The sequence below is a fragment of the Geobacillus thermopakistaniensis genome (genome assembly GCF_000498995.1).
Lineage (GTDB): Bacteria > Bacillota > Bacilli > Bacillales > Anoxybacillaceae > Geobacillus > Geobacillus thermoleovorans.
In genome coordinates, this window is the sequence record NZ_AYSF01000013.1 from 1 (window position 1) to 18,462 (window position 18,462).

An 18,462-nucleotide genomic window follows, 5' to 3' on the forward strand; every position below is an offset into this window, starting at 1 on the left:
TTGAATCTCTTCATCCGAAACAAGTTTTTGCATCAAATTCGGGAGTGTGGTATGCTTGTTCATAGAGAGCACCCCCTGGGTTTGTTTGTGTCGTTACTCACATTCTACAGGAAAGGTGCTCTTTTTTCTATACCCTTTGGATTTTATTGGATAATCAACACGCCTGATTTCAACTTATACTATCACTCAAAAAATCGTAATTTACAATATTCACTGTAAACTCTTTCAAAGTCATCAGGATGCAATGTGCCACATTTATTAGTCTCATTAAATACAGATAATGGAAATATCCTGAATTTTTCGCATCTTGCCCATGATTTTTTCGTTAATCCCGCTTCCTAATAATACTGAATCTCAATTCGATATTGATCATGTATGGTGGGAGGAGCTTTAGGTCCTTTTGATGTTATTTTGATTGCAACGGCAGCAGCAATATTATGTTCTATCTCCACAATAAGAACCGGGCGAAATTTTCCGCCCGGTTGATCTTCGAAGCCGAAATAAACATCATAAATATCTCCAGGCTTGACGTTCATTATGATCCCTCATCAATCTTCAAACCATTCCAAATCATCTGGATCATCAGGATTCAAAAGAACCCGGCCTTCATCATCTGTTTTAAATACTTTTACTTTGCCGCTTTCAATCAATGATTGAAGACTTGGTTTTTTGATTTCTGTTGCTGGAGTCATGTCTTCACGCTCCTTTTTCTTCATTTTCCCACCACCTAATCAAGAATGTAGGTGGTACCAGTATATCCATAGGGAAAACAATTTAGAATGATGGATTTTGGACAAACTCTACAAGTTCTTATCATTATTATATCTGGAAAAGGGAAGACAGTAAACAAACATATATCTCAATGACGCAAAGAAGAGAATAAATCAATGAAGAGGAATCACGTCTTATCATGATCGCAATACATATCATTTCAATATTCACAATATCATCATAGCCTATTTACCTCTTTTTTGATCGAAAGACTCAATGATTGACATCGTGTCTTTTCACATTCAAAAACACATCAATGAATATAAGGGATAGGCGCTGACACATGGGATATGAACCTTTTGATTTTTAAGTTAACATAACTCGTCTTATAGGACTTTACTTACTAAGGCGGCAACCGGATTGTCATGGCGGATGTACTCCTGCCACGGCAGTTTGCGCAATTCCACCGTTAGAAAGCGGAAGTCAAGAACAGTAAAGAACGGAAATTGGATCGTAAATTACAAACAACAGGGCCGGATCAACCGGCCCGTTGCCTTATCTCAACTGAATCTTCGCCACACACTCCACATGCGCCGTATGCGGAAACATATCGACCGGCTGGACTTCGATCGTTTCGTAACCGCCGTCTTCTAGAATGCGCAAGTCGCGGGCGAGTGTCGCCGGATTGCACGAGACGTAAACGACGCGCGGCGGCTTCATGGCGATGATCGTCTCAAGCAGCGAATCGTCGCAGCCTTTGCGCGGCGGGTCGACGACCAAGCAGTCAGCGCGGATGCCTTCTTGATACCAACGCGGGATGACGTCTTCGGCGGCGCCGACTTCGAAGGTGACATTTGTGATGCCGTTCAGCTCGGCGTTGCGCTTGGCGTCTTCGATCGCTTCGGGAACGATTTCGACGCCGTAGACATGCTTCGCTTTTCTCGCTAAAAAGAGCGAGATCGTGCCGATGCCGCAGTAGGCGTCCATGACCGTCTCCGATCCGGTCAACTCAGCGTACTCGAGCGCTTTGTCGTACAGCACTTTCGTCTGTTCCGGGTTAACTTGATAAAACGAGCGGGCCGAGATGGCGAATTGGATGTCGCCGATGCGATCGGTGATGTATTCGTTCCCCCATAACACCCGCGTTTTGGCGCCAAAAATGACGTTCGTCCGCTCGGGGTTGATGTTTTGCACGATCGATGTCACGTCCGGGATTTCACGGACGATGGAGCGAACGATCTCTTGTTCATGCGGCAAATGGTTCGTGCGAGTGACAAGCACGACCATCACCTCGCCTGTTGCCGCGCCGTAGCGGGCGACAATATGGCGGAGCACGCCGCGATGGGCGAGTTCATCGTATGACGGGATGCCGTAGCGCTCGACGATCCGTTTCACCGCTTGGACGACGTCATCGTTTTTCTCTTGTTGAATGAGACAGGCATCCATATCGATAATCTCATGGCTCCGTTCTTTGTAAAAGCCCGCGACCAAGCCCCCTTCGCGCTCGCCGACCGGCACTTGCGCCTTGTTGCGGTAGCGCCATGGGTTCTTCATCCCGATGACGGGATGGACGGTGACGCCGTCAAGCTTGCCGATGCGGGCGAGCACTTCTTTCACTTGCTTCTCTTTCGCCTTCAGCTGCCCTTCGTAGCTCAGGTGCTGCAGCTGGCAGCCGCCGCATTGACGATAGACAGGGCACGGGGGCTCGATGCGGTCGGGGCTCGGTTCGTACAGCTCGATAAGCCGGCCGTACCCGTAGCCTTTTTTCACTTTGACGACTTTTACGTTCGCCCGCTCCCCGGGAAGCGCGTTTTTCACGAACAAGGGAAAGCCGTCGACTTTCGCCACTCCGAGACCGTCGTGGGTCAAATCCGTGAATACGACGTCATAATATTCATTTTTGGCGACTGGTGCTTGCTGCTTGGTCATGTCCGTCTCCTTTCTGTCGATCGGTTTATACCGTTAGCGTTCCCTTATTGGCTTAGAGGCATAAGAAAAGAACAGGCTCATCTTCCTGTTCTCACTTGTTCCGCCTTGTCTTTCGGCATGATGACTTCCAAATGGCGGTACAAATTGACAAATTCCCCTGGAAGCATGCCCCCGAATTCGCCGTCTAAGTTTAGCTGCATCGGCGACCGCACCTTCACCCGGTTCGCTTTCGTGTAAATGATATGCGGGTCGTTGATATGCTCGCCGCGCGCGGCGAGCGTGACAAGGCGAATGAATTCGGCCAAGTTCGTTTTTTTGACGATGATGAAATCGAACAGACCGTCATTGAGCGACGAATCGGGCGCCAGTTTTTCAAAACCGCCGACCGAGTTCGTGAGCGAAACCAAAAACATCATAATCTCGCCTTCAAACAGTTTGCCGTCGTACTCGATTTGCGCTTCGGTCGCCTTGATGGACGGAAGCATCTCGATCCCTTTTAAGTAATAGGCCAGCTGGCCGAGCATCGTTTTCAGCTTGCTTGGCACTTCGTAGGTGAGCTCCGTCAGGCGGCCGCCGCCGGCGATGTTGATGAAATAGCGTGTTTTGTCTTCGTTCGTCACACAGCCGATGTCAATGGGTACGGGCTCGCCCGTGGCGATCACCTCGCACGCCCCTTCGATCGAGCGCGGCACGCCGATGGCGCGGGCGAAATCGTTCGTCGTCCCGACAGGAATGACGCCCAGTTTCGGCCGATACGGCTGATCGGCGATGCCGTTGACAACTTCATTGATCGTTCCATCGCCGCCCGCGGCGACAACGAGATCAAATTCCCGCTCGACGGCCTGACGCGCCGCTTTCGTCGCATCTCCCGGACCCTCGGTGGCGTGGCACGACGTTTCATAGCCCGCTTTTTCCAACCGAACGAGCACATCGGGCAAATGGCGCCTAAACAGCTCGCGCCCTGATGTCGGGTTATAAATGATTCGAGCTCGTTTCATCATCCTCAACCTACTTCCTTTTTTCCATTCCACTCGTTCCCATCATAGCGAAACAATGCTTAATACGCAACTCCGAAGAATGTCGCAAGTATGACCACGAAAAAAGCGCCCTTCGTTCGATCAAGGGCGCCGCACACCATGTTCATGACTGGCTCGCATTCGCCTCTTCGGCAACGGTTGGCTTGGCCGTGACGGCCGATGATGCACCGCTTGTCGTGAGATTCTCAAGCAGCTGCTTCACATCGATGCCCGTCGAAGCTTTTAACGTCTCCTGCAAGCTCGCCATTAAGTTCGTCGCATAGCCCGTGACACGGTTGGCGCCGCCTCCTGCCCCTGAGCCAGTGTCGACGATCGTCAGCTTCTCGATGTTCGCAAGCGGGCTCGCCACTTGTTTTGCATATTCTGGAAGCATCTTGATGATCATGTCGAGCACAGCGGCTTGGCCGTAGCGCTCAAACGCTTCGGCGATTTTTTGTTTCGCTTCCGCTTCGGCGAGACCTTTCAGGCGGATAATTTCCGCTTCTGCCTCCCCTTTTGCTTTCTCGGCCTCGGCTTTCGCCAGCCCGTCGAGACGGATGCGCTCCGCTTCCGCTTTCGCCAGCGTTTCGACGCGGTATTTTTGCGCATCGGCTTCGGCGATTTGCTTCGCCTTTTCCGCCGCCGCTTTTTGTTCAATCGCATAGCGTTCAGCGTCGGCTTTTTTCTTCACTTCCGAATCGTACTGGCGCTCGCGGCGCAAAATTTCTTTTTCTTCCAGCTCGATTTGTTTTTGCCGCTCGATGATTTTAATTTGCATTTGTTGCGCCATGACTTCCTGCTTCGCCTTCGCTTCTTCGAGGTGGTACGCCTGATCAGCGCGCGCTTTGGCGATGTCTTGCTCGCGGCGGAACTCAGCGAGCTTCAACTGGTTGATTTTCTCCGCCTCCGCGATTTCCGTCAGCCGCTCGAGCTCCGCCTTGCGCGCTTCCTTGTCTGCTTCAGCCCGCTTGATGCGCGTCTCTTTTTCCGCCTCGGCCGTGGCGATGTCAGCATCGCGCTTCACTTGGGCGATGCGCGGCTTCCCGAGCGCATCGAGATAACCGTTTTTGTCGCGCACGTCTTTGATCGTGAACGAGACGATGACAAGCCCCATTTTCGCCAAATCTTGCGAGGCGACACGCTGCACTTCTTGCGAAAACTTGTCGCGGTTTTTATAAATTTCTTCAACCGTCATCGACCCGAGAATGGAGCGAAGATGGCCTTCAAGCACTTCACGCGCTTCGTTTTCCATGTCTTGACGCGTTTTGCCTAAAAACTGCTCGGCCGCAGTCGCGATTTCGCCAATCGAGCTGCCGACTTTGATGATCGCCACCCCGTCCGCCATCACGGGCACGCCTTGTTCCGTATACACTTCCGGCGTTTGTACATCCAATTTGATCGACAATAAACTAAGCGGCTCGGCCTGCTGGAAAATCGGCACGACGAACGTGCCGCCGCCGCGGACAATTTTAATTTTGTTTCCCGATTCGTCCACGTGGACGTTTTTGCTTCCTAAATAGCTGCCAGTGACAATAAGCGCCTCATCCGGCCCGACCGTGCGGTAGCGGGCGATGAAAATGGCAATGAGTCCGACAAGAAGCAGGACGACGACACCAATGACAATCAACCATGGCGCAACCATTGACAGGTCCCCTTTCTTTGTTTTAGATGGAAAGGTGATACGGATCGTGCCTCGCCACCACAGCGACGCCGTTTTCCATTTGTACGATGATGACCTCTTCCCCTGACGGAATGGCCTCATTATTTGCGCTTTTCGCCGCTTTGGCCACCGCGCCGCTTTTACGGGAGATGAGAATTTCGCCCAACCCGTCAGGCGGCACCGAGACGATCACTTTAGCAAGCGCCCCCTCCAAATCGGCGTCCGTATACCCAAGCGACGCCTCGGCCGAGCGGAGCGGCAAAAAAACGAAAAAGTGCAAAAGCAACACGGCAACAAGCGCCACCCCAATGCTAAGCCAAATGATAGAACCTGATGCCCAATCCGTATACATTTCCGCCAACAGCCCGACCGCGCTGCCGACGATGAAAAATGATAAAATGAGCTGCGGGCTGAACAGCGGATGATCGGCTACATCGAACAGGCCGTCAAGCACGTCGCTGAAGAAAAAATACAACACCGTCAGCAGCGCACTGACCACCAACACCGCTCCGTATACGACTTCAGGCGGATGACCGAACCACATCCCCCTCCCCTCCTTTCCCGTCAATGATTCATACGGCCGAAGCATCAGTTGGTTTCATCATTTTTCCATCAGCATCAAAATTCGACAGCATTTCTCTTATTTCCTGTCTTCGAACAAAAAACTTCTGTGAAAAAGCTGTGATCAGGCAGGATTTTGCCTTGCATGGATCGAATAAAACAAATGGGAGTTCAAAAATAAATAGGGAGGGAGACCATGTCAGAAACGCGCATTGACCATGATCGCCTGTTTAAAGAGTTGTTAAGCACGTTTTTTGAAGAATTCGTTCTCCTCTTCTTCCCGCGCGTATACGAGCATGTTGACTTTAACCATCTTTCCTTTTTATCAGAAGAAGTGTTGACTGATGTTACTGCAGGGGAAAAACATCGAGTCGATCTATTGATCGAGACAAAGCTAAAAGGGGAAGATGGACTGATCATTGTCCACATCGAACACCAAAGCTACATCCAACCCGCTTTTTCGGAGCGAATGTTCATTTATTTCAGCCGTTTATTTCAAAAACACCGCCGCCGTATTCTTCCGATCGCTATCTTCAGCTATGACGCCATCCGTAATGAACCTTCCTCTTTCACTGTGGAGTTTCCGTTTTGGGCTGTTCTCGATTTCCGTTTTTTGGCCATCGAATTGCGCAAACTCCCGTGGCGCGAGTACATCCGCCATGACAACCCGGTCGCCGCCGCCCTGTTAAGCAAAATGGGGTATAATGAAGATGAGAAGGTGGAAGTGAAAAAGGAATTTTTGCGCATGCTCACCCGCCTCGAGCTCGATGAGGCGAAACAGCGTCTGTTGTTCGGCTTTTTCGAAACATATTTGCGGTTATCGGATGAAGAAGAAATCCGACTGCGAAATGAGGTGAATACAATGGAGGAGAAGGAGGCTGCCAAAGTCATGGAACTCATCGTTTCATACGAGAAGAAAGGCATGGAGAAAGGAATGGAGAAAGGAATGGAAAAAGCAAAGATGGATGTTGCGAAACGAATGTTGGCAAAAGGATATGATGCCGACACGATTCATGAACTGACCGGGCTGCCGCTTGAAAAGATTAAACAAATGAAGAAGTAATGCGGGGACAAAGGCCTTTCTCCCTGATATTTCATCCCGGATTGTCGTCGTCCTTCGATCCCTCAAAAGCCTTGAGGATCGACGACAATCACTGATAGAAGAAATCAGTCGGGAGAAAGGCCTCTCAACGTGATTCTTATCCATTTTGGCTGACATCCCGATCCTCTGAAAGCCCAATCCGCTCAAGCTCACGCCCCAAGCGTCCCGCAAGCATCAGCCCGTACATGTGAAAATCAGCTCGAAGCGACCAAAGCGGATGGCCGAAGGTGGCGGGTTTGTTTCCTTCGATGAAAAAGTGGCTGAACCAAGCGAGCGTGTAGGCGGCAATCGGCGCGCCAAGCAGCCACCATGCGTTTCCCGTTACAGCCGCGATGATGATGAACAAAAAGACAAAGCTCGTTCCGACAAAATGCCAGCGCCGCGTCGCTCGTTTGCGATGCTGGGTCAAATAGAACGGCCAAAATTCTTCATAGTCTCGGAATTGTATGTCCCTCTCCCCCCTTGCCGTCATCTCCTGCACTATCATTGTATTTCATCCATCACGTAAAATGTCTGCAAGTTGTGCTTTTGTTTCGGCACAGTAAACTTGGCGGCAAGTTGGGCCGTACGCAGCTGGAAGATGTTCATTTCTCCTGCATTGTCCGCCTTGTTCCCCTCCTGCGGCTCGAACAATATATACACATAATCGCCGTGAAACCGTGCTTCCCAGTACACAGAAGGCAGTTCATGCTTTTCGATCAGCTTGAACTGATCGTTCAAAGCAATCCACCCCGACTTTTCCCTCTGGACATAGCTCACCCACAGCGCGTCTCCTTTCACTTGGAGCTGATCGAATCGTGTTTCCTCTTGCCCCATGTCCCAATATGTCACTCGCCATGAATGCGGATCAATGATTGTGAGACGAGGTTTCGTGGCGATGACAAGGTAGTTGCGGAAAGCCGCCATCGATCGGGCGGAGGAAGTGAGCAACGGAATTTCTTTCACGACCTCACCGCGTTGATCGATCACATACAATACGCCTTGTTCCTTTTCAATCACATCGGCGAACACATAGAAATACGGCGCTACGTGCAAAACTTGAAGAACGTAGGGAGGGAATCGTTTAGAAAATAACAATTTTCCCTCTTTTCTTACTTCTAGTTTATTGGTTTTTACATCTTGGTTCAGCGAACGAATATCCCACTCTCCCTCCAATGAGGCAAAGGAAAGAGGGCTGGAGACCGCTTTTGATCGACAACCGTCCATGTGTCTGGATTTAGTCGATACACATACTTTCCTGTATAATCGGACCACAACAACAGTTCCTTTGTTGAAGAAGCGGGCGAAAGGTGAGAGATTCCAACTGCTTTCAGCGTCACCACTTTGCGCACATGATGTTCGTCCGCCTCCACGATATATGACTCCCGCTCCAACGGGTGAGAATACAAAAAGAAAATACGCGCTGACGGACCGTGCGGCAAATGAGCGTTGGACGGTTCGTACGTCCGCACCGAGGAGACAACGGAATTGTCAATGTTCTGCACCCAATATACGATGACAGGCGCGGCTGCCGCCAGCACAACCCATATCCATCTCTGCCGCTTCCACCAAGCCTGCCCTTCCTTTTTACCTCCTATGCGCTGGACAAGCAATCCCCAGTACCATACGATGTAAAGGAACAACGCAAGCGACAGCCACGCCCACCATTGCCCTTCGATAAGGGATTGCTGCCAATAGTCGAACGGATCGACACCGACCCTGGCGATCGTGTGAAAATTGTTCAGAAAAAAGAGCGGCACCGCAAGCACCGCAGCGAGCGAATACAAGCGGCGAACCGTTCCTTTCACCAGCATCACCACACCGGCGAGCAACGTCGCGGTGCACATGAGGTAGTACAACATTGACATCCATAGCGGTGCACTTGGGCCCATATTGAATCCCCTTCCAGCCTTGATGGTTGTAATGTTCTATGAAATGGAGCACGTTTCCTTCTTTATGGAGAGATTTTCCCCCTGATCAACAGGTTCATTGATTAAATTTCTGATTTCCTGACGCTCTTCTAGCTGTTTCTTGTCCATTTCTTGTTCCATCTGGAGTTTTACCTTATCTGCTTTCTCCCCCGAATCAGCATACGTCAACGAAACACCCGATGTGTAAATGAGGCTCAAAGCGACAAGTGGAGAGAGCAAGGCAGATTTTTTCATAAAATACAAACACCTCCGTTAAATGAATATATTTGTAATTAAAATTCTATTAGAAATTCAAAAAAAAAAAAAAAAAGAGTATTTATTACTAATGGAAAAATAGTCATATATTCACAAAAATTAGAGGGGACGAACACTCTCCCATCTGCGCTCACGCTTAGAGTTGGGGAATTCTTGGAAATACCCGCCCCACGGCAGGCTGCCAGCCAAGCCGCCCCCGTGCGTCCCACGGTTCGGCTGCCTTGTGACGACAGCAAACGAAGCCCTTCCTTCAACATCATTCCGAGCGGCGTTATGATCCGGGTCATGGTGCGCCCTGCATTGCGGGCGCACCCACTCTCGGACATGCAGCGGCTGCGCGTCGTCATGCCAGCTCTCGCAATATGAGCAGACTCGATACAAAGTGCTGACGACACGGATCAACGTACAGCCGTCTCCTTTCGCTTTATACTCCAGCATCATGAGCAAGCGCTCCACACGAAAATGAAAATCGCCTCTTTCCAGCCGCTTCGGCTGAAAAGAGGCGCTGTTTCTTACGATTGGCTGCTGTCTCTCGCTTTTAAGGTGACCGATACGGTCGTCTCAAACCCATCGCGATAGATCGTCAGTTTGATGCGATCGCCCACCGATGTTTTCGTATACAAATATTTGCGCAAGGCGCTGACGCTGTCGATTTTGTCGCCGTTGATGGCGACGATGACGTCTTTTGACTTCAACCCGGCATCGGCCGCCGGCGAGAACGGTTCGACCGACGTGATGGCCGCACCATATGTCACGTTGGACGGCAATTTCAGTTCATCAGCGCGGACTTCATCGGACAAATCGGCCACATCGACGAGCTGGACGCCAAGGTACGGGCGTTTGATTTTGCCGTCTTTCATGAGCTGTTCGACGATCGGCTTGACGTTTTCGCTCGGGATGGCAAAGCCGAGCCCTTCGACGCCCGTTTCCGCGATTTTCATGCTGTTGATGCCGATCACTTGACCTGCGCTGTTAATGAGCGCCCCACCGCTGTTGCCCGGGTTGATTGCCGCATCCGTCTGGATGACGTCAATCTCCCAGTCGCCCGCTGAGGTGGACACCGGCATCGTCCGTTTGCCGCTGACGATGCCTTCCGTCACCGTCCGCGACAAATCAAGACCAAGCGGGTTGCCGATGGCCGCCACGGGTTCGCCGATTTTTACCTTCGACGAGTCGCCGAAGCTCGCCACTTTCGTTACGCCATTGGCTGGGATTTTCAAGACGGCGAGGTCAGTGAGTGCATCCGCGCCGACGATGTCGGCTTTCACTTTTTTGCCGTTCGGGAGCGCCACCTCCACTTTGTTCGCTCCTTCAATGACATGGTTGTTCGTCACAATGTAGGCCACATTGCCTTCTTTTTTAAAGATGACGCCCGAACCCGTTCCCGCTTCGGTATCTTGTGCTTGATCAGAGAAAAAGTCCACTTGCTTCTGAATGTTGACGACCCCGACGACCGCATCGGCCACTTTGTTAATGGCGTCAATCATATTCGTTTTGACGTTCGCCGTCGGCTGCAATGGCAGCGCCTCGCTTTTTGCGGTCGTTTCCGCCGCTTCCGTTTGGGAATGGGTTTCCCCGTAAATCCATTTCGGCGCTACATACCATGTCGCCGCGCTGCCGATCACCGCTCCAGCGACAGAAGCGGCAAGCCACGATACGAAGCGGCCGCGGCGTTTCGGCTGCGGAGTGGGTGTTGGTTCAAATGGCATCATGTCCATTTGTCATCTCCTCCTTTTCCTCTTCGCCTATCATCATAACCATGGAAAGTGAAAAAATGGTGAAATTCCTTCCCTTCCATTAGCGAGCGAAGCCAAGCGCACAGCTTTTTCACCGTTTTTTCACGGATGTTTGGTATGATAAAAATAAGGAAGCTGGAACGGGAGGAAAGACGATGAAAATTTTGCTTGCGGAAGATGATCTCCATTTAGGGGAGTTGATTGTGCACTTATTAAAAAAGAAAGGAATCGACCATATCGATTGGGTTCAAGAGGGCGAAGACGCATACGATTACGCGATGGCGGAGTTTTACGACGTCGTCGTGCTCGATTGGATGCTTCCAAACGGCGATGGGGTGAACATTTGCAGCCGCCTGCGGCAAAACGGCTATACGGGTGCGATTTTGATGCTGACGGCGAAAGACGCGGTGCAAGACCGCGTCACCGGGCTTGAAGCCGGGGCGGATGACTATTTGGTCAAGCCGTTTGAAATCGATGAGCTCGTCGCGCGCTTAAAAGCGCTCGCCCGGCGCACGTTCGTCCCGCTCCAAGAGGAAAAAGTGACGTTTCACGGCTTCACATTGAACCGGACAAGCCATACGCTGCACCGCGGCGATGAGGAAATTTTCCTCACCCCGCGCGAATTTCAGCTCCTTGACCTGCTCGTGCAAAACCAAGGCCAAGTCGTTCCGCGGGAGACGATTTTGGACCGCGTCTGGGGGTGGGATGCGGATGTGTCGATGAAAACGATCGATGCAACGATCAAACTATTGCGCAAAAAGTTGAAAGACGATGTCATTCAAACGGTGCGCGGGGTGGGATATAAAATTGATAAATCGATGGAATGAATGGCGCGACTGGCTGCGCCGCTTAGAAAGCGCCGACTTATTCCGCCGCGCCCATTGGCGGCTGACAGCGCTCTATAGCGGCATTTTCACCTTGTTTCTCGCCTTGTTTATCCTAATCGCCGCTGCACTGTTTTACTGGATCACCACGTCCGATCAAGAGCGGCGCATCACCCGCCTCGCCGAGCAAGAGGCGAATACGATCGAGCAGTTTTTACTGAAGCAGAGCGATTTTGACTTGTTTCATGACGAAAGCGTCGTCCTGCTTAGTGAAGATCAACTTTTCTTTTACGTAATCGGCCCAAACGGCGATCTGCTTGCTGGGGATGAAATTCATCCGCGCCTGCGCCCGTATTTTTTGAACGTCTTGTCCCGCATGGACACAGGCGAGCGCACCCCTGTATATGTGACCGTGTCGCTGCCCGAGCATATGCCCGGCCTCGCCCGCGCCGCCGCCCGCGACTGGCGGGTGCTCGCTGTTGCCTATCCGCTTATCATTCATGGGGATTTTGCCGGCATGCTTTATATCGGGATGGACGTCACGTCGTTTTTCGGGGTGTTCCATTGGCTGCTCGTTGTGCTCATCGGCCTGGCCGTTCTGTTTCTCGCCGTCGGGGTGGCGCTCAGCTACTTTATGTCCAAGCGAGCGCTCATCCCGATTGAAGAAGCATACGAGCGGCAGCGCCAGTTCGTCGCTGACGCCTCGCACGAACTGCGGACGCCGCTGAGCGTCGTCTTCTCGTCCGTGGAGGCGCTCGCGTTGGAAGAGGATGTGATGAAAAACGACTTCGCCCACCGCCTGCTCGACCGCCTGCGCGAAGAGTTGAAGCGGATCACGAAACTGATGAACGATTTGTTAACGCTCGCCCGTGCCGATGCGAAGAACGCCGCGTTGGAGCTTTCGAAACAGACGTTTGATTTTCGCCCGCACGCCGAGCGCACGTTTCAGCTCGTGTCGGAACTCGCGGCGAAAAAGCAGATCACGATGCATTTTCACGCCCCAGAACAGGCGATTGTCACCGCCGACCCGGACAAATTGACGCAGCTGCTGTACATTTTGCTTGACAACGCGATCAAATACACCCCGGAAGGCGGAGACGTGACGCTATCGATCCGCACCGAGCCGAAGCAGTTCATCCTTTCTGTCAAAGACACCGGCATCGGCATCCCGCCTGAAGACATCGGCCGCATTTTCGACCGCTTTTACCGCGTCGACAAAACGCGCTCGCGCCAACAAGGCGGCCACGGCCTTGGGCTGTCGATTGCTAAGTGGATCGTCGAGGCTCACGGCGGCACGATCCACGTCCAAAGCCAACTCGGGCAAGGGTCGGAGTTTCTTGTCCGTCTGCCTGCTTAGAAGGCCGGTGAAAAACGGCTGTCACGAGCAAATCAGCGGCATTTCGCCAAAAAAGAAGGATGATTTCGCAAGGTTTTTCTAATTGGGAAATAGATGGAACTAGCAGCATTTTGTACTAAATCACCAGCCTTTTAGATCTTGCGGCGCGCTGTCATTGATAGGCGGCAAGGCGCGCCTTCTTTTTGAACATGATGAAATTGATTTTGCATTCAGCTGGCTACTCGCCACGTTTCACACTCAGCTTGTATGGAAGATGAAAACGGAAAATCGGAAATTTTATAGATGAACGATGGGCTTTATATTTTATCGCACTTCAAACATGAATGAATCATTTCTGCTTGTTGCATGCAGGTATTGTTTATGATAAGATATAAAACGAAATGACCGAAACGTCCATTTGGTCAAAAAGATGAACGCCCCTGTTAGATAAAAAGAAACAAATGATTGATGCAACAACTCATCAGAGTGAATGGCACATGACTTTAAACGTTGATTGGGGGAAGGAACGCGAACCATTGTTTCAACAAAAGATTGCCCAACGGTTCGGCTGATATCGGTAAAAAGGATTGTCTCCATGACCATCCTTCTCTTTTTTACAAAAAAATGACTAAATGGACAAATCGGTCAATATTATTAAAAAGGAGGTTCCGCATGTGCGTGCATTTCAATTATGGATGCAGGAATGGAAAGCAGTTGCATCCAATCGGAAAACACTGATTCCGATTATAGCTGTCTTATTTATTCCGCTTCTATACAGCGGCATGTTTTTATGGGCGTTTTGGGATCCATACGATCATTTGGACGAACTTCCTGTCGCCGTGGTAAACAAAGACAAGGGGACAACGTTTGAGGGGAAAGCGTTTCATCTCGGCGATGATCTTGTTGAAAAGTTAAAAGAAAAAAAACAGTTTAACTGGCATTTTGTAAACGAACATGAAGGGGAAAAAGGATTAAAAGAACAAAAGTACTATATGCTCATTCAAATCCCTGAAGATTTTTCACAAAATGCGACGACGTTGCAAGACGATCACCCGAAAAAACTTCAACTTATTTACAAGCCCAATGAAGGATTTAACTTTTTATCAGCCCAAATTGGCGGAACAGCGGTTGAAAAAATCAAAACAGAAGTAGCCAAAACGTTAACGGAAACGTACGCAGAAAATATGTTTGAAAACATTCAAACATTAGCAGACGGGTTAACAAAAGCGAGCGATGGAGCCAAACAATTACATGATGGTCTCGGCGAGGCAAAAAATGGAACAAACAAACTGTATGATGGAATGAAAAAAGCGGAGGATGGATCCAAAGATTTGCATCATCATTTAGCGACACTTGCCGAAAAATCCATGGCCTTTACTGACGGATTGAATCAAGCAGTCAATGGTTCCACGCAAGTTCAAGCAGGGGTTCAAATGCTTGACAACGGGATGAAACACATGGTCGACGGGCAAGGGCAGCTGCTTGACGGAGTTTTCGGCACGTTTTTTATGTCGAAGACTTGGAAAATTTCGCGGCCGTCGATTTGCATGGCAGACACGTACGTGTGTACCCGACGCGGGAGCATGAGCTGCTGGAAAACATATTGGATGACGAAGGCATCATGTCGAACATCGGCGATTTGCCGGCGTATGAGATCGGAAGAGCACACGTCTGAACTCCAGTCACCGTACGTAATNTCCATGGCCTTTACTGACGGATTGAATCAAGCAGTCAATGGTTCCACGCAAGTTCAAGCAGGGGTTCAAATGCTTGACAACGGGATGAAACACATGGTCGACGGGCAAGGGCAGCTGCTTGACGGAGCAAAACAGGCGCAAGAGGGAACCGCAAATCTTGCTTCCGGTGCAAAACGCGTATATGAAGGAATGCAAACACTCGATGCCCGCATGCCGCAGCTTTTGCAAGGTTCGGAACAATTAAGCGGGGGAGCCGAAAAGCTAGCATCATCGCTTGCGCAATGGCAACAAGGGGCGGCTCGGGTTCAAACAGGGGCGACCCAAGTAACAGGCGGGCTTGAACAGTTAGCGGCGCAGCTTGATGCACTCATTGCTCAAACCCCCGATCCGACACAAAAGGCGGTGTATGAGCGGCTAAAGGAAAATGTTGAGAAATTATCATTCGGAAGCAAACAAGTCGAAAACGGCATTGCGCAGTTAAACGATGGAGCCAAAGCATTACAATCAGGAGCAGCGTCGTTAAACAGCGGGGCGAAACAGCTGCATGAAGGGCATATTGCTCTCGACCGTGGGGTCGACGAACTGCTTTCTGGACAACAGCAGCTTGTCAATGGCGCCAATGCACTCTTGAACGGCCAAGAAAAGCTTGTTGCAGGCATGAACACGTTGCACGAAAAAATGAAAGAAGCGGAACAAGGAGCTGACAAACTCGCGAAGGGCGGCCAAACACTGACCTCTGGTCTGCAAGTGCTTGCTCAAGGAGCTGATCGGCTGCAAGACGGCGCCCATCAATTGGCGGATGGTTCGCAGCAACTAGCAAACGGAATGAATGAATTAACGAGTGGGACAAGGCATTTGCAAGATGGTATGAATCGACTGACAGACGGCTCGGAAGAACTAGCGGATCAGTTAAAAGAAGGGGCCAAAAAAGCAAGCGACGTAAAAGCAAATAAAGACGTATACGACATGTTTGCAGAACCGGTGAAAGTAAAAAATGAAAAAGTGAATGAAGTGCCAAACTACGGAACAGGATTTACACCATATTTCTTGTCGTTAGGCTTGTTTGTTGGGGCGCTTTTACTCTCGATTGTCTTCCCGCTTCGCGAACCAGCAGCGGTTCCACGTTCGCCATTTCATTGGTTTTTTGCAAAATTTGGTGTGCTCATTGGGGTTGGGATTTTTCAAGCGCTTCTGGCCGATAGCGTATTGCTTTACGGACTTGACTTACAAGTGAAAAGCGTTCCGTTCTTTATCTTGTTTAGCGTTGTCACAAGCATTGCCTTTTTATCTGTCATTCAATTTCTCGTCACAACCTTCGGGGATCCGGGACGGTTTATTGGGATTGTCGTATTAATTTTGCAATTAACAACAAGCGCCGGAACGTTCCCGCTCGAGCTCATTCCGCGTTCGTTGCAGCATTTTAACGCATGGCTCCCAATGACCTATTCTGTTTTCGGATTCAAAGCGGTCATCTCAAGCGGCGATTTCTCATTTATGTGGGAAAACATCGGTAAGTTGCTGCTGTTTATCGTCGCCATGATGGTTGGAACGATGGCGTATTTTACGATGCAACATCGCCGGCGATTTGCAACAGCCGTCGAACAAGCTTCTGAGGCATAATATGCTTCAGAAGCTTTATTTTTCACCTCACATTTCGCACCCTCCCGACGAAAATCGGGAGGATTTTTTCGTTCTGATATCAAATGAATTTCCTTTTGAGTCAGTCCCATGCCTAAAATGAGAAATATTCTTTTCTTCATCCCATGGCACAAACACTATGTATGGATAGAGCGATTTTTAACGCTGAACTTGACGGATATGGACATGGATGAGAGCATCTACGTCTAACATGATACGGAACGACTAACGATGGTCAAAAAAGATTGCCATCGCTAGTCGTGTTGGCCAAAACGTTATTCTGAAAAGCGAGATAAAAAATCCTTTAGCCTAGTCGATAAAAAATCGGGAAAGATTTTAGAAACATACGGTGAAATTATACAGCCCCTAGAACAAGTTGCAACAAAAACACGCATTCACGATGGCATTGACATAGGGCATGACCAAGTCTCCGACATCTCGGATTTCGATGGGAAACAGGCGGATGATGATGACAGAGATCGCGATGATGAGGAACAAACCGATTAGAGCGCCACCCAACCGCGCATGCGGATTCCATCGAATTCTCGCCAAGCCGACGATCAACGAGCCGATGGCGAATCCGAGAAACGAGCCGTACGCATAATATCCGACATCAAACGTCGGAAACAAAAAGGAAAACAAGAACACAAACAAAGCGCCGCCAACATCAAGCCCATACGACCGAACCACGTCTTCCCCTCCTTCGTCCCCACAATGTCAGAAAAAACAGATGCCCGTCAAAATCATCGTCCATCTCGCGGCGGATCCCCTATTCATGATATACTCAAAAATCCTTCAAAAAAATGTTCGCTTTTCACCTAATTTTCTCCTTCCCCCTCTACAATACAAACCGTAAGCCAGTCCACTGCCGAAAAAAGGAGGTGACGATGTGAAAAAGGCAAAAACGTTCCTATTCATCGCGCTCGCTGCTCTCGTTGGATGGAGCGCGTTTCATGTTCTGACGCCGCATGAAGTGATGGCGCACGGCCGTCCGGGCGTTCCATTTGCCGGCGTGCACGATGGATTCGGACATCACCATCGAGAGTTCGGCATGGGATCGCGCGAAGGCTGGATGATGGCAGGTTTGTTCATGTGGTGGCTCATTCCGTTTTTGCTCGTGGGCGCGGGGGCGATATGGCTCGCCGCGGCGCGGTCGAAGCGCTGGATCGGTTGGGCGCTTGTCGCTTTAGGCGTTGCTGCGATCTTGCCGAAATGGGTGCTGATCTTGCTGGCGCTGGCCGCCGTGTACACCTTAGGGCGCCGTCAAGCGCGAAAAACGGCAATTGCCGAAGTATGGGCGCCAGCACTGCCGTCCGTTCCCGTCGATTGGTTGGATGAATGGGAAAAAACAATACAAAAGGAGGCCAAACAACATGGGCATTTTTCGCCGGATCAAAACGATTATTCTCGCTGAGGCGAATGAACAAATTGACCGCTGGGAAGACCCCGTTGCCATGACGAAACAATATTTGCGCCAGCTTGAGCAACAACTCGAACAAGGCCGCCAAGCGCTCACCCAACAATGGGTCGCCGAGCGGCGCTATGAGACGCTCATCGCCCAAGCCGAAGCGACCATTGAGAAACGAAGCCGCCAAGCGAAACTGGCGCTCGAGCGCAACGAAGAATCGGTCGCCAAACTGGCGCTGCGTGATAAACTGTTGTACGAGAAAAAGCTGGAGGCGTACAAACAACAATACGAAGCCATCAAAGCGAAAACAGTTGAGGTCGCCAATCGCTTGAACCAACTACGCGAACGGTACGACGAACTCGCCGCCAAGCAGCTCGAGCTCGCGGCGCGGGTGAACGCCGCTCAAGCGTTGAAACAAATCGACACGGCGCTCGCTTCGTTTTCTGCCGATGAGGCGCTGCGCGGCTTCGCCCGCATGGAAGAGCGCGTCATCGCCTTAGAAGCCGAAGCGGCCGCCGCCCGGTTCGGTACGAATGCTGCGTTGTCCCCCGTGCCGTTTGAGGAAGAAGTGGAACGTGAATTAGCGAAATGGAAGGAAGCCCAAGCCAATAACGCCTAATCCCCTCCCCCTTTGACATAGATGACCCCCTTGCCGGGCAGGCAAGGGGGATGGTGTTTG

The 18,462-nt window shown here is 50.6% G+C and carries 19 protein-coding genes and 1 pseudogene; 6 read left to right on the forward strand and 14 right to left on the reverse strand.

Annotated features, from left to right (window positions below):
• Positions 1–338 precede the first annotated feature (338 nt).
• The 7 genes and pseudogenes from T260_RS1000000140125 to T260_RS136745 form a co-directional block, all read right to left on the reverse strand.
• The gene (locus tag T260_RS1000000140125; protein WP_227016103.1) at positions 339–536 is read right to left on the reverse strand and encodes a hypothetical protein; all 198 of its coding nucleotides are present in this window, start codon (positions 534–536) and stop codon (positions 339–341) included.
• Between the two features lie 12 nt (positions 537–548).
• Positions 549–716, reverse strand: a complete 168-nt coding sequence (locus T260_RS1000000139885) for a hypothetical protein (RefSeq protein WP_023633335.1) — start codon at positions 714–716, stop codon at positions 549–551.
• Positions 717–1,103: 387 nt separating this feature from the next.
• A pseudogene (locus T260_RS1000000140130) lies at positions 1,104–1,229 on the reverse strand (DUF4351 domain-containing protein); the annotation flags it as partial.
• A 37-nt stretch (positions 1,230–1,266) separates the two neighbouring features.
• A complete protein-coding gene (rlmD, locus tag T260_RS136760; protein WP_023633336.1) occupies positions 1,267–2,640 on the reverse strand; it encodes a 23S rRNA (uracil(1939)-C(5))-methyltransferase RlmD in 1,374 nt (457 codons plus the stop codon).
• Positions 2,641–2,717: 77 nt separating this feature from the next.
• Positions 2,718–3,638 carry a diacylglycerol kinase gene (locus T260_RS136755; protein WP_011229846.1) on the reverse strand — a complete coding sequence of 307 codons (921 nt, stop codon included), beginning with the start codon at positions 3,636–3,638 and terminating at the stop codon, positions 2,718–2,720.
• A 142-nt stretch (positions 3,639–3,780) separates the two neighbouring features.
• Complete coding sequence (floT, locus tag T260_RS136750) at positions 3,781–5,298, reverse strand: flotillin lipid rafts scaffold protein FloT (RefSeq protein WP_011229845.1); 1,518 nt, start codon at positions 5,296–5,298, stop codon at positions 3,781–3,783.
• A gap of 22 nt (positions 5,299–5,320) precedes the next feature.
• On the reverse strand, positions 5,321–5,860 hold the full coding sequence (locus T260_RS136745; RefSeq protein ID WP_023633337.1) for an NfeD family membrane protein: 540 nt from the start codon (positions 5,858–5,860) through the stop codon (positions 5,321–5,323).
• Positions 5,861–6,073: 213 nt separating this feature from the next.
• Between T260_RS136745 and T260_RS136740 the strand changes: the two genes are divergently transcribed.
• Positions 6,074–6,940, forward strand: a complete 867-nt coding sequence (locus tag T260_RS136740; RefSeq protein ID WP_023633338.1) for an Rpn/YhgA-type helix-turn-helix domain-containing protein — start codon at positions 6,074–6,076, stop codon at positions 6,938–6,940.
• Between the two features lie 136 nt (positions 6,941–7,076).
• Here the strand turns inward: T260_RS136740 and T260_RS136735 are convergent, their stop codons facing one another.
• From T260_RS136735 to T260_RS136725, 6 genes are all read right to left on the reverse strand, one after another.
• Positions 7,077–7,466 carry an Mpo1-like protein gene (locus T260_RS136735; protein ID WP_011229842.1) on the reverse strand — a complete coding sequence of 130 codons (390 nt, stop codon included), beginning with the start codon at positions 7,464–7,466 and terminating at the stop codon, positions 7,077–7,079.
• A complete protein-coding gene (locus tag T260_RS1000000140135) occupies positions 7,463–7,978 on the reverse strand; it encodes a hypothetical protein (RefSeq protein ID WP_223812544.1) in 516 nt (171 codons plus the stop codon). Before T260_RS1000000140135 ends, T260_RS136735 begins: the two co-directional genes overlap by 4 nt.
• Before the next feature lie 125 nt (positions 7,979–8,103).
• A complete protein-coding gene (locus T260_RS1000000140140) occupies positions 8,104–8,850 on the reverse strand; it encodes a hypothetical protein (protein WP_236620403.1) in 747 nt (248 codons plus the stop codon).
• Positions 8,851–8,886: 36 nt separating this feature from the next.
• Positions 8,887–9,123 carry a hypothetical protein gene (locus T260_RS136730; protein WP_023633339.1) on the reverse strand — a complete coding sequence of 79 codons (237 nt, stop codon included), beginning with the start codon at positions 9,121–9,123 and terminating at the stop codon, positions 8,887–8,889.
• 120 nt (positions 9,124–9,243) lie between these two features.
• Positions 9,244–9,585, reverse strand: a complete 342-nt coding sequence (locus tag T260_RS0119470) for a zinc ribbon domain-containing protein (RefSeq protein ID WP_031212124.1) — start codon at positions 9,583–9,585, stop codon at positions 9,244–9,246.
• 71 nt (positions 9,586–9,656) lie between these two features.
• Positions 9,657–10,862 carry a S1C family serine protease gene (locus T260_RS136725; RefSeq protein WP_023633340.1) on the reverse strand — a complete coding sequence of 402 codons (1,206 nt, stop codon included), beginning with the start codon at positions 10,860–10,862 and terminating at the stop codon, positions 9,657–9,659.
• Between the two features lie 173 nt (positions 10,863–11,035).
• Here T260_RS136725 and T260_RS136720 point away from each other — a divergent pair, with 173 nt between their 5' ends.
• From T260_RS136720 to T260_RS1000000141125, 3 genes are all read left to right on the forward strand, one after another.
• Complete coding sequence (locus T260_RS136720; RefSeq protein ID WP_011229836.1) at positions 11,036–11,707, forward strand: response regulator transcription factor; 672 nt, start codon at positions 11,036–11,038, stop codon at positions 11,705–11,707.
• Positions 11,688–13,061 (forward strand): sensor histidine kinase, encoded by a 1,374-nt coding sequence (locus tag T260_RS136715; protein ID WP_023633341.1) that lies wholly within the window; start codon positions 11,688–11,690, stop codon positions 13,059–13,061. Before T260_RS136720 ends, T260_RS136715 begins: the two co-directional genes overlap by 20 nt.
• A gap of 653 nt (positions 13,062–13,714) precedes the next feature.
• On the forward strand, positions 13,715–16,357 hold the full coding sequence (locus T260_RS1000000141125; protein WP_023633342.1) for a YhgE/Pip domain-containing protein: 2,643 nt from the start codon (positions 13,715–13,717) through the stop codon (positions 16,355–16,357).
• 384 nt (positions 16,358–16,741) lie between these two features.
• On the opposite strand, the gene T260_RS136710 is transcribed toward T260_RS1000000141125, so the two are convergent.
• Positions 16,742–17,065, reverse strand: a complete 324-nt coding sequence (locus T260_RS136710; protein WP_011229832.1) for a hypothetical protein — start codon at positions 17,063–17,065, stop codon at positions 16,742–16,744.
• A 199-nt stretch (positions 17,066–17,264) separates the two neighbouring features.
• On the opposite strand from T260_RS136710, the gene T260_RS136705 reads away from it, so the two are divergent.
• Entirely contained in the window at positions 17,265–17,789 is a 525-nt protein-coding gene (locus T260_RS136705; RefSeq protein WP_023633343.1) for a hypothetical protein, read from the forward strand.
• Positions 17,749–18,402, forward strand: a complete 654-nt coding sequence (locus T260_RS136700) for a PspA/IM30 family protein (RefSeq protein ID WP_023633344.1) — start codon at positions 17,749–17,751, stop codon at positions 18,400–18,402. The genes T260_RS136705 and T260_RS136700 overlap by 41 nt, the downstream gene beginning before the upstream one ends.
• Positions 18,403–18,462: the final 60 nt, after the last annotated feature.

Bases quoted from the DNA above. Each gene is read 5' to 3' on its own strand.
- T260_RS1000000140125 (WP_227016103.1), bottom strand. From the start codon at position 536: ATGAACGTCAAGCCTGGAGATATTTATGATGTTTATTTCGGCTTCGAA.
- T260_RS1000000139885 (WP_023633335.1), bottom strand. From the start codon at position 716: ATGAAGAAAAAGGAGCGTGAAGACATGACTCCAGCAACAGAAATCAAA.
- rlmD (WP_023633336.1), bottom strand. From the start codon at position 2,640: ATGACCAAGCAGCAAGCACCAGTCGCCAAAAATGAATATTATGACGTC.
- T260_RS136755 (WP_011229846.1), bottom strand. From the start codon at position 3,638: ATGAAACGAGCTCGAATCATTTATAACCCGACATCAGGGCGCGAGCTG.
- floT (WP_011229845.1), bottom strand. From the start codon at position 5,298: ATGGTTGCGCCATGGTTGATTGTCATTGGTGTCGTCGTCCTGCTTCTT.
- T260_RS136745 (WP_023633337.1), bottom strand. From the start codon at position 5,860: ATGTGGTTCGGTCATCCGCCTGAAGTCGTATACGGAGCGGTGTTGGTG.
- T260_RS136740 (WP_023633338.1), top strand. From the start codon at position 6,074: ATGTCAGAAACGCGCATTGACCATGATCGCCTGTTTAAAGAGTTGTTA.
- T260_RS136735 (WP_011229842.1), bottom strand. From the start codon at position 7,466: ATGATAGTGCAGGAGATGACGGCAAGGGGGGAGAGGGACATACAATTC.
- T260_RS1000000140140 (WP_236620403.1), bottom strand. From the start codon at position 8,850: ATGGGCCCAAGTGCACCGCTATGGATGTCAATGTTGTACTACCTCATG.
- T260_RS136730 (WP_023633339.1), bottom strand. From the start codon at position 9,123: ATGAAAAAATCTGCCTTGCTCTCTCCACTTGTCGCTTTGAGCCTCATT.
- T260_RS0119470 (WP_031212124.1), bottom strand. From the start codon at position 9,585: ATGATGCTGGAGTATAAAGCGAAAGGAGACGGCTGTACGTTGATCCGT.
- T260_RS136725 (WP_023633340.1), bottom strand. From the start codon at position 10,862: ATGGACATGATGCCATTTGAACCAACACCCACTCCGCAGCCGAAACGC.
- T260_RS136720 (WP_011229836.1), top strand. From the start codon at position 11,036: ATGAAAATTTTGCTTGCGGAAGATGATCTCCATTTAGGGGAGTTGATT.
- T260_RS136700 (WP_023633344.1), top strand. From the start codon at position 17,749: ATGGGCATTTTTCGCCGGATCAAAACGATTATTCTCGCTGAGGCGAAT.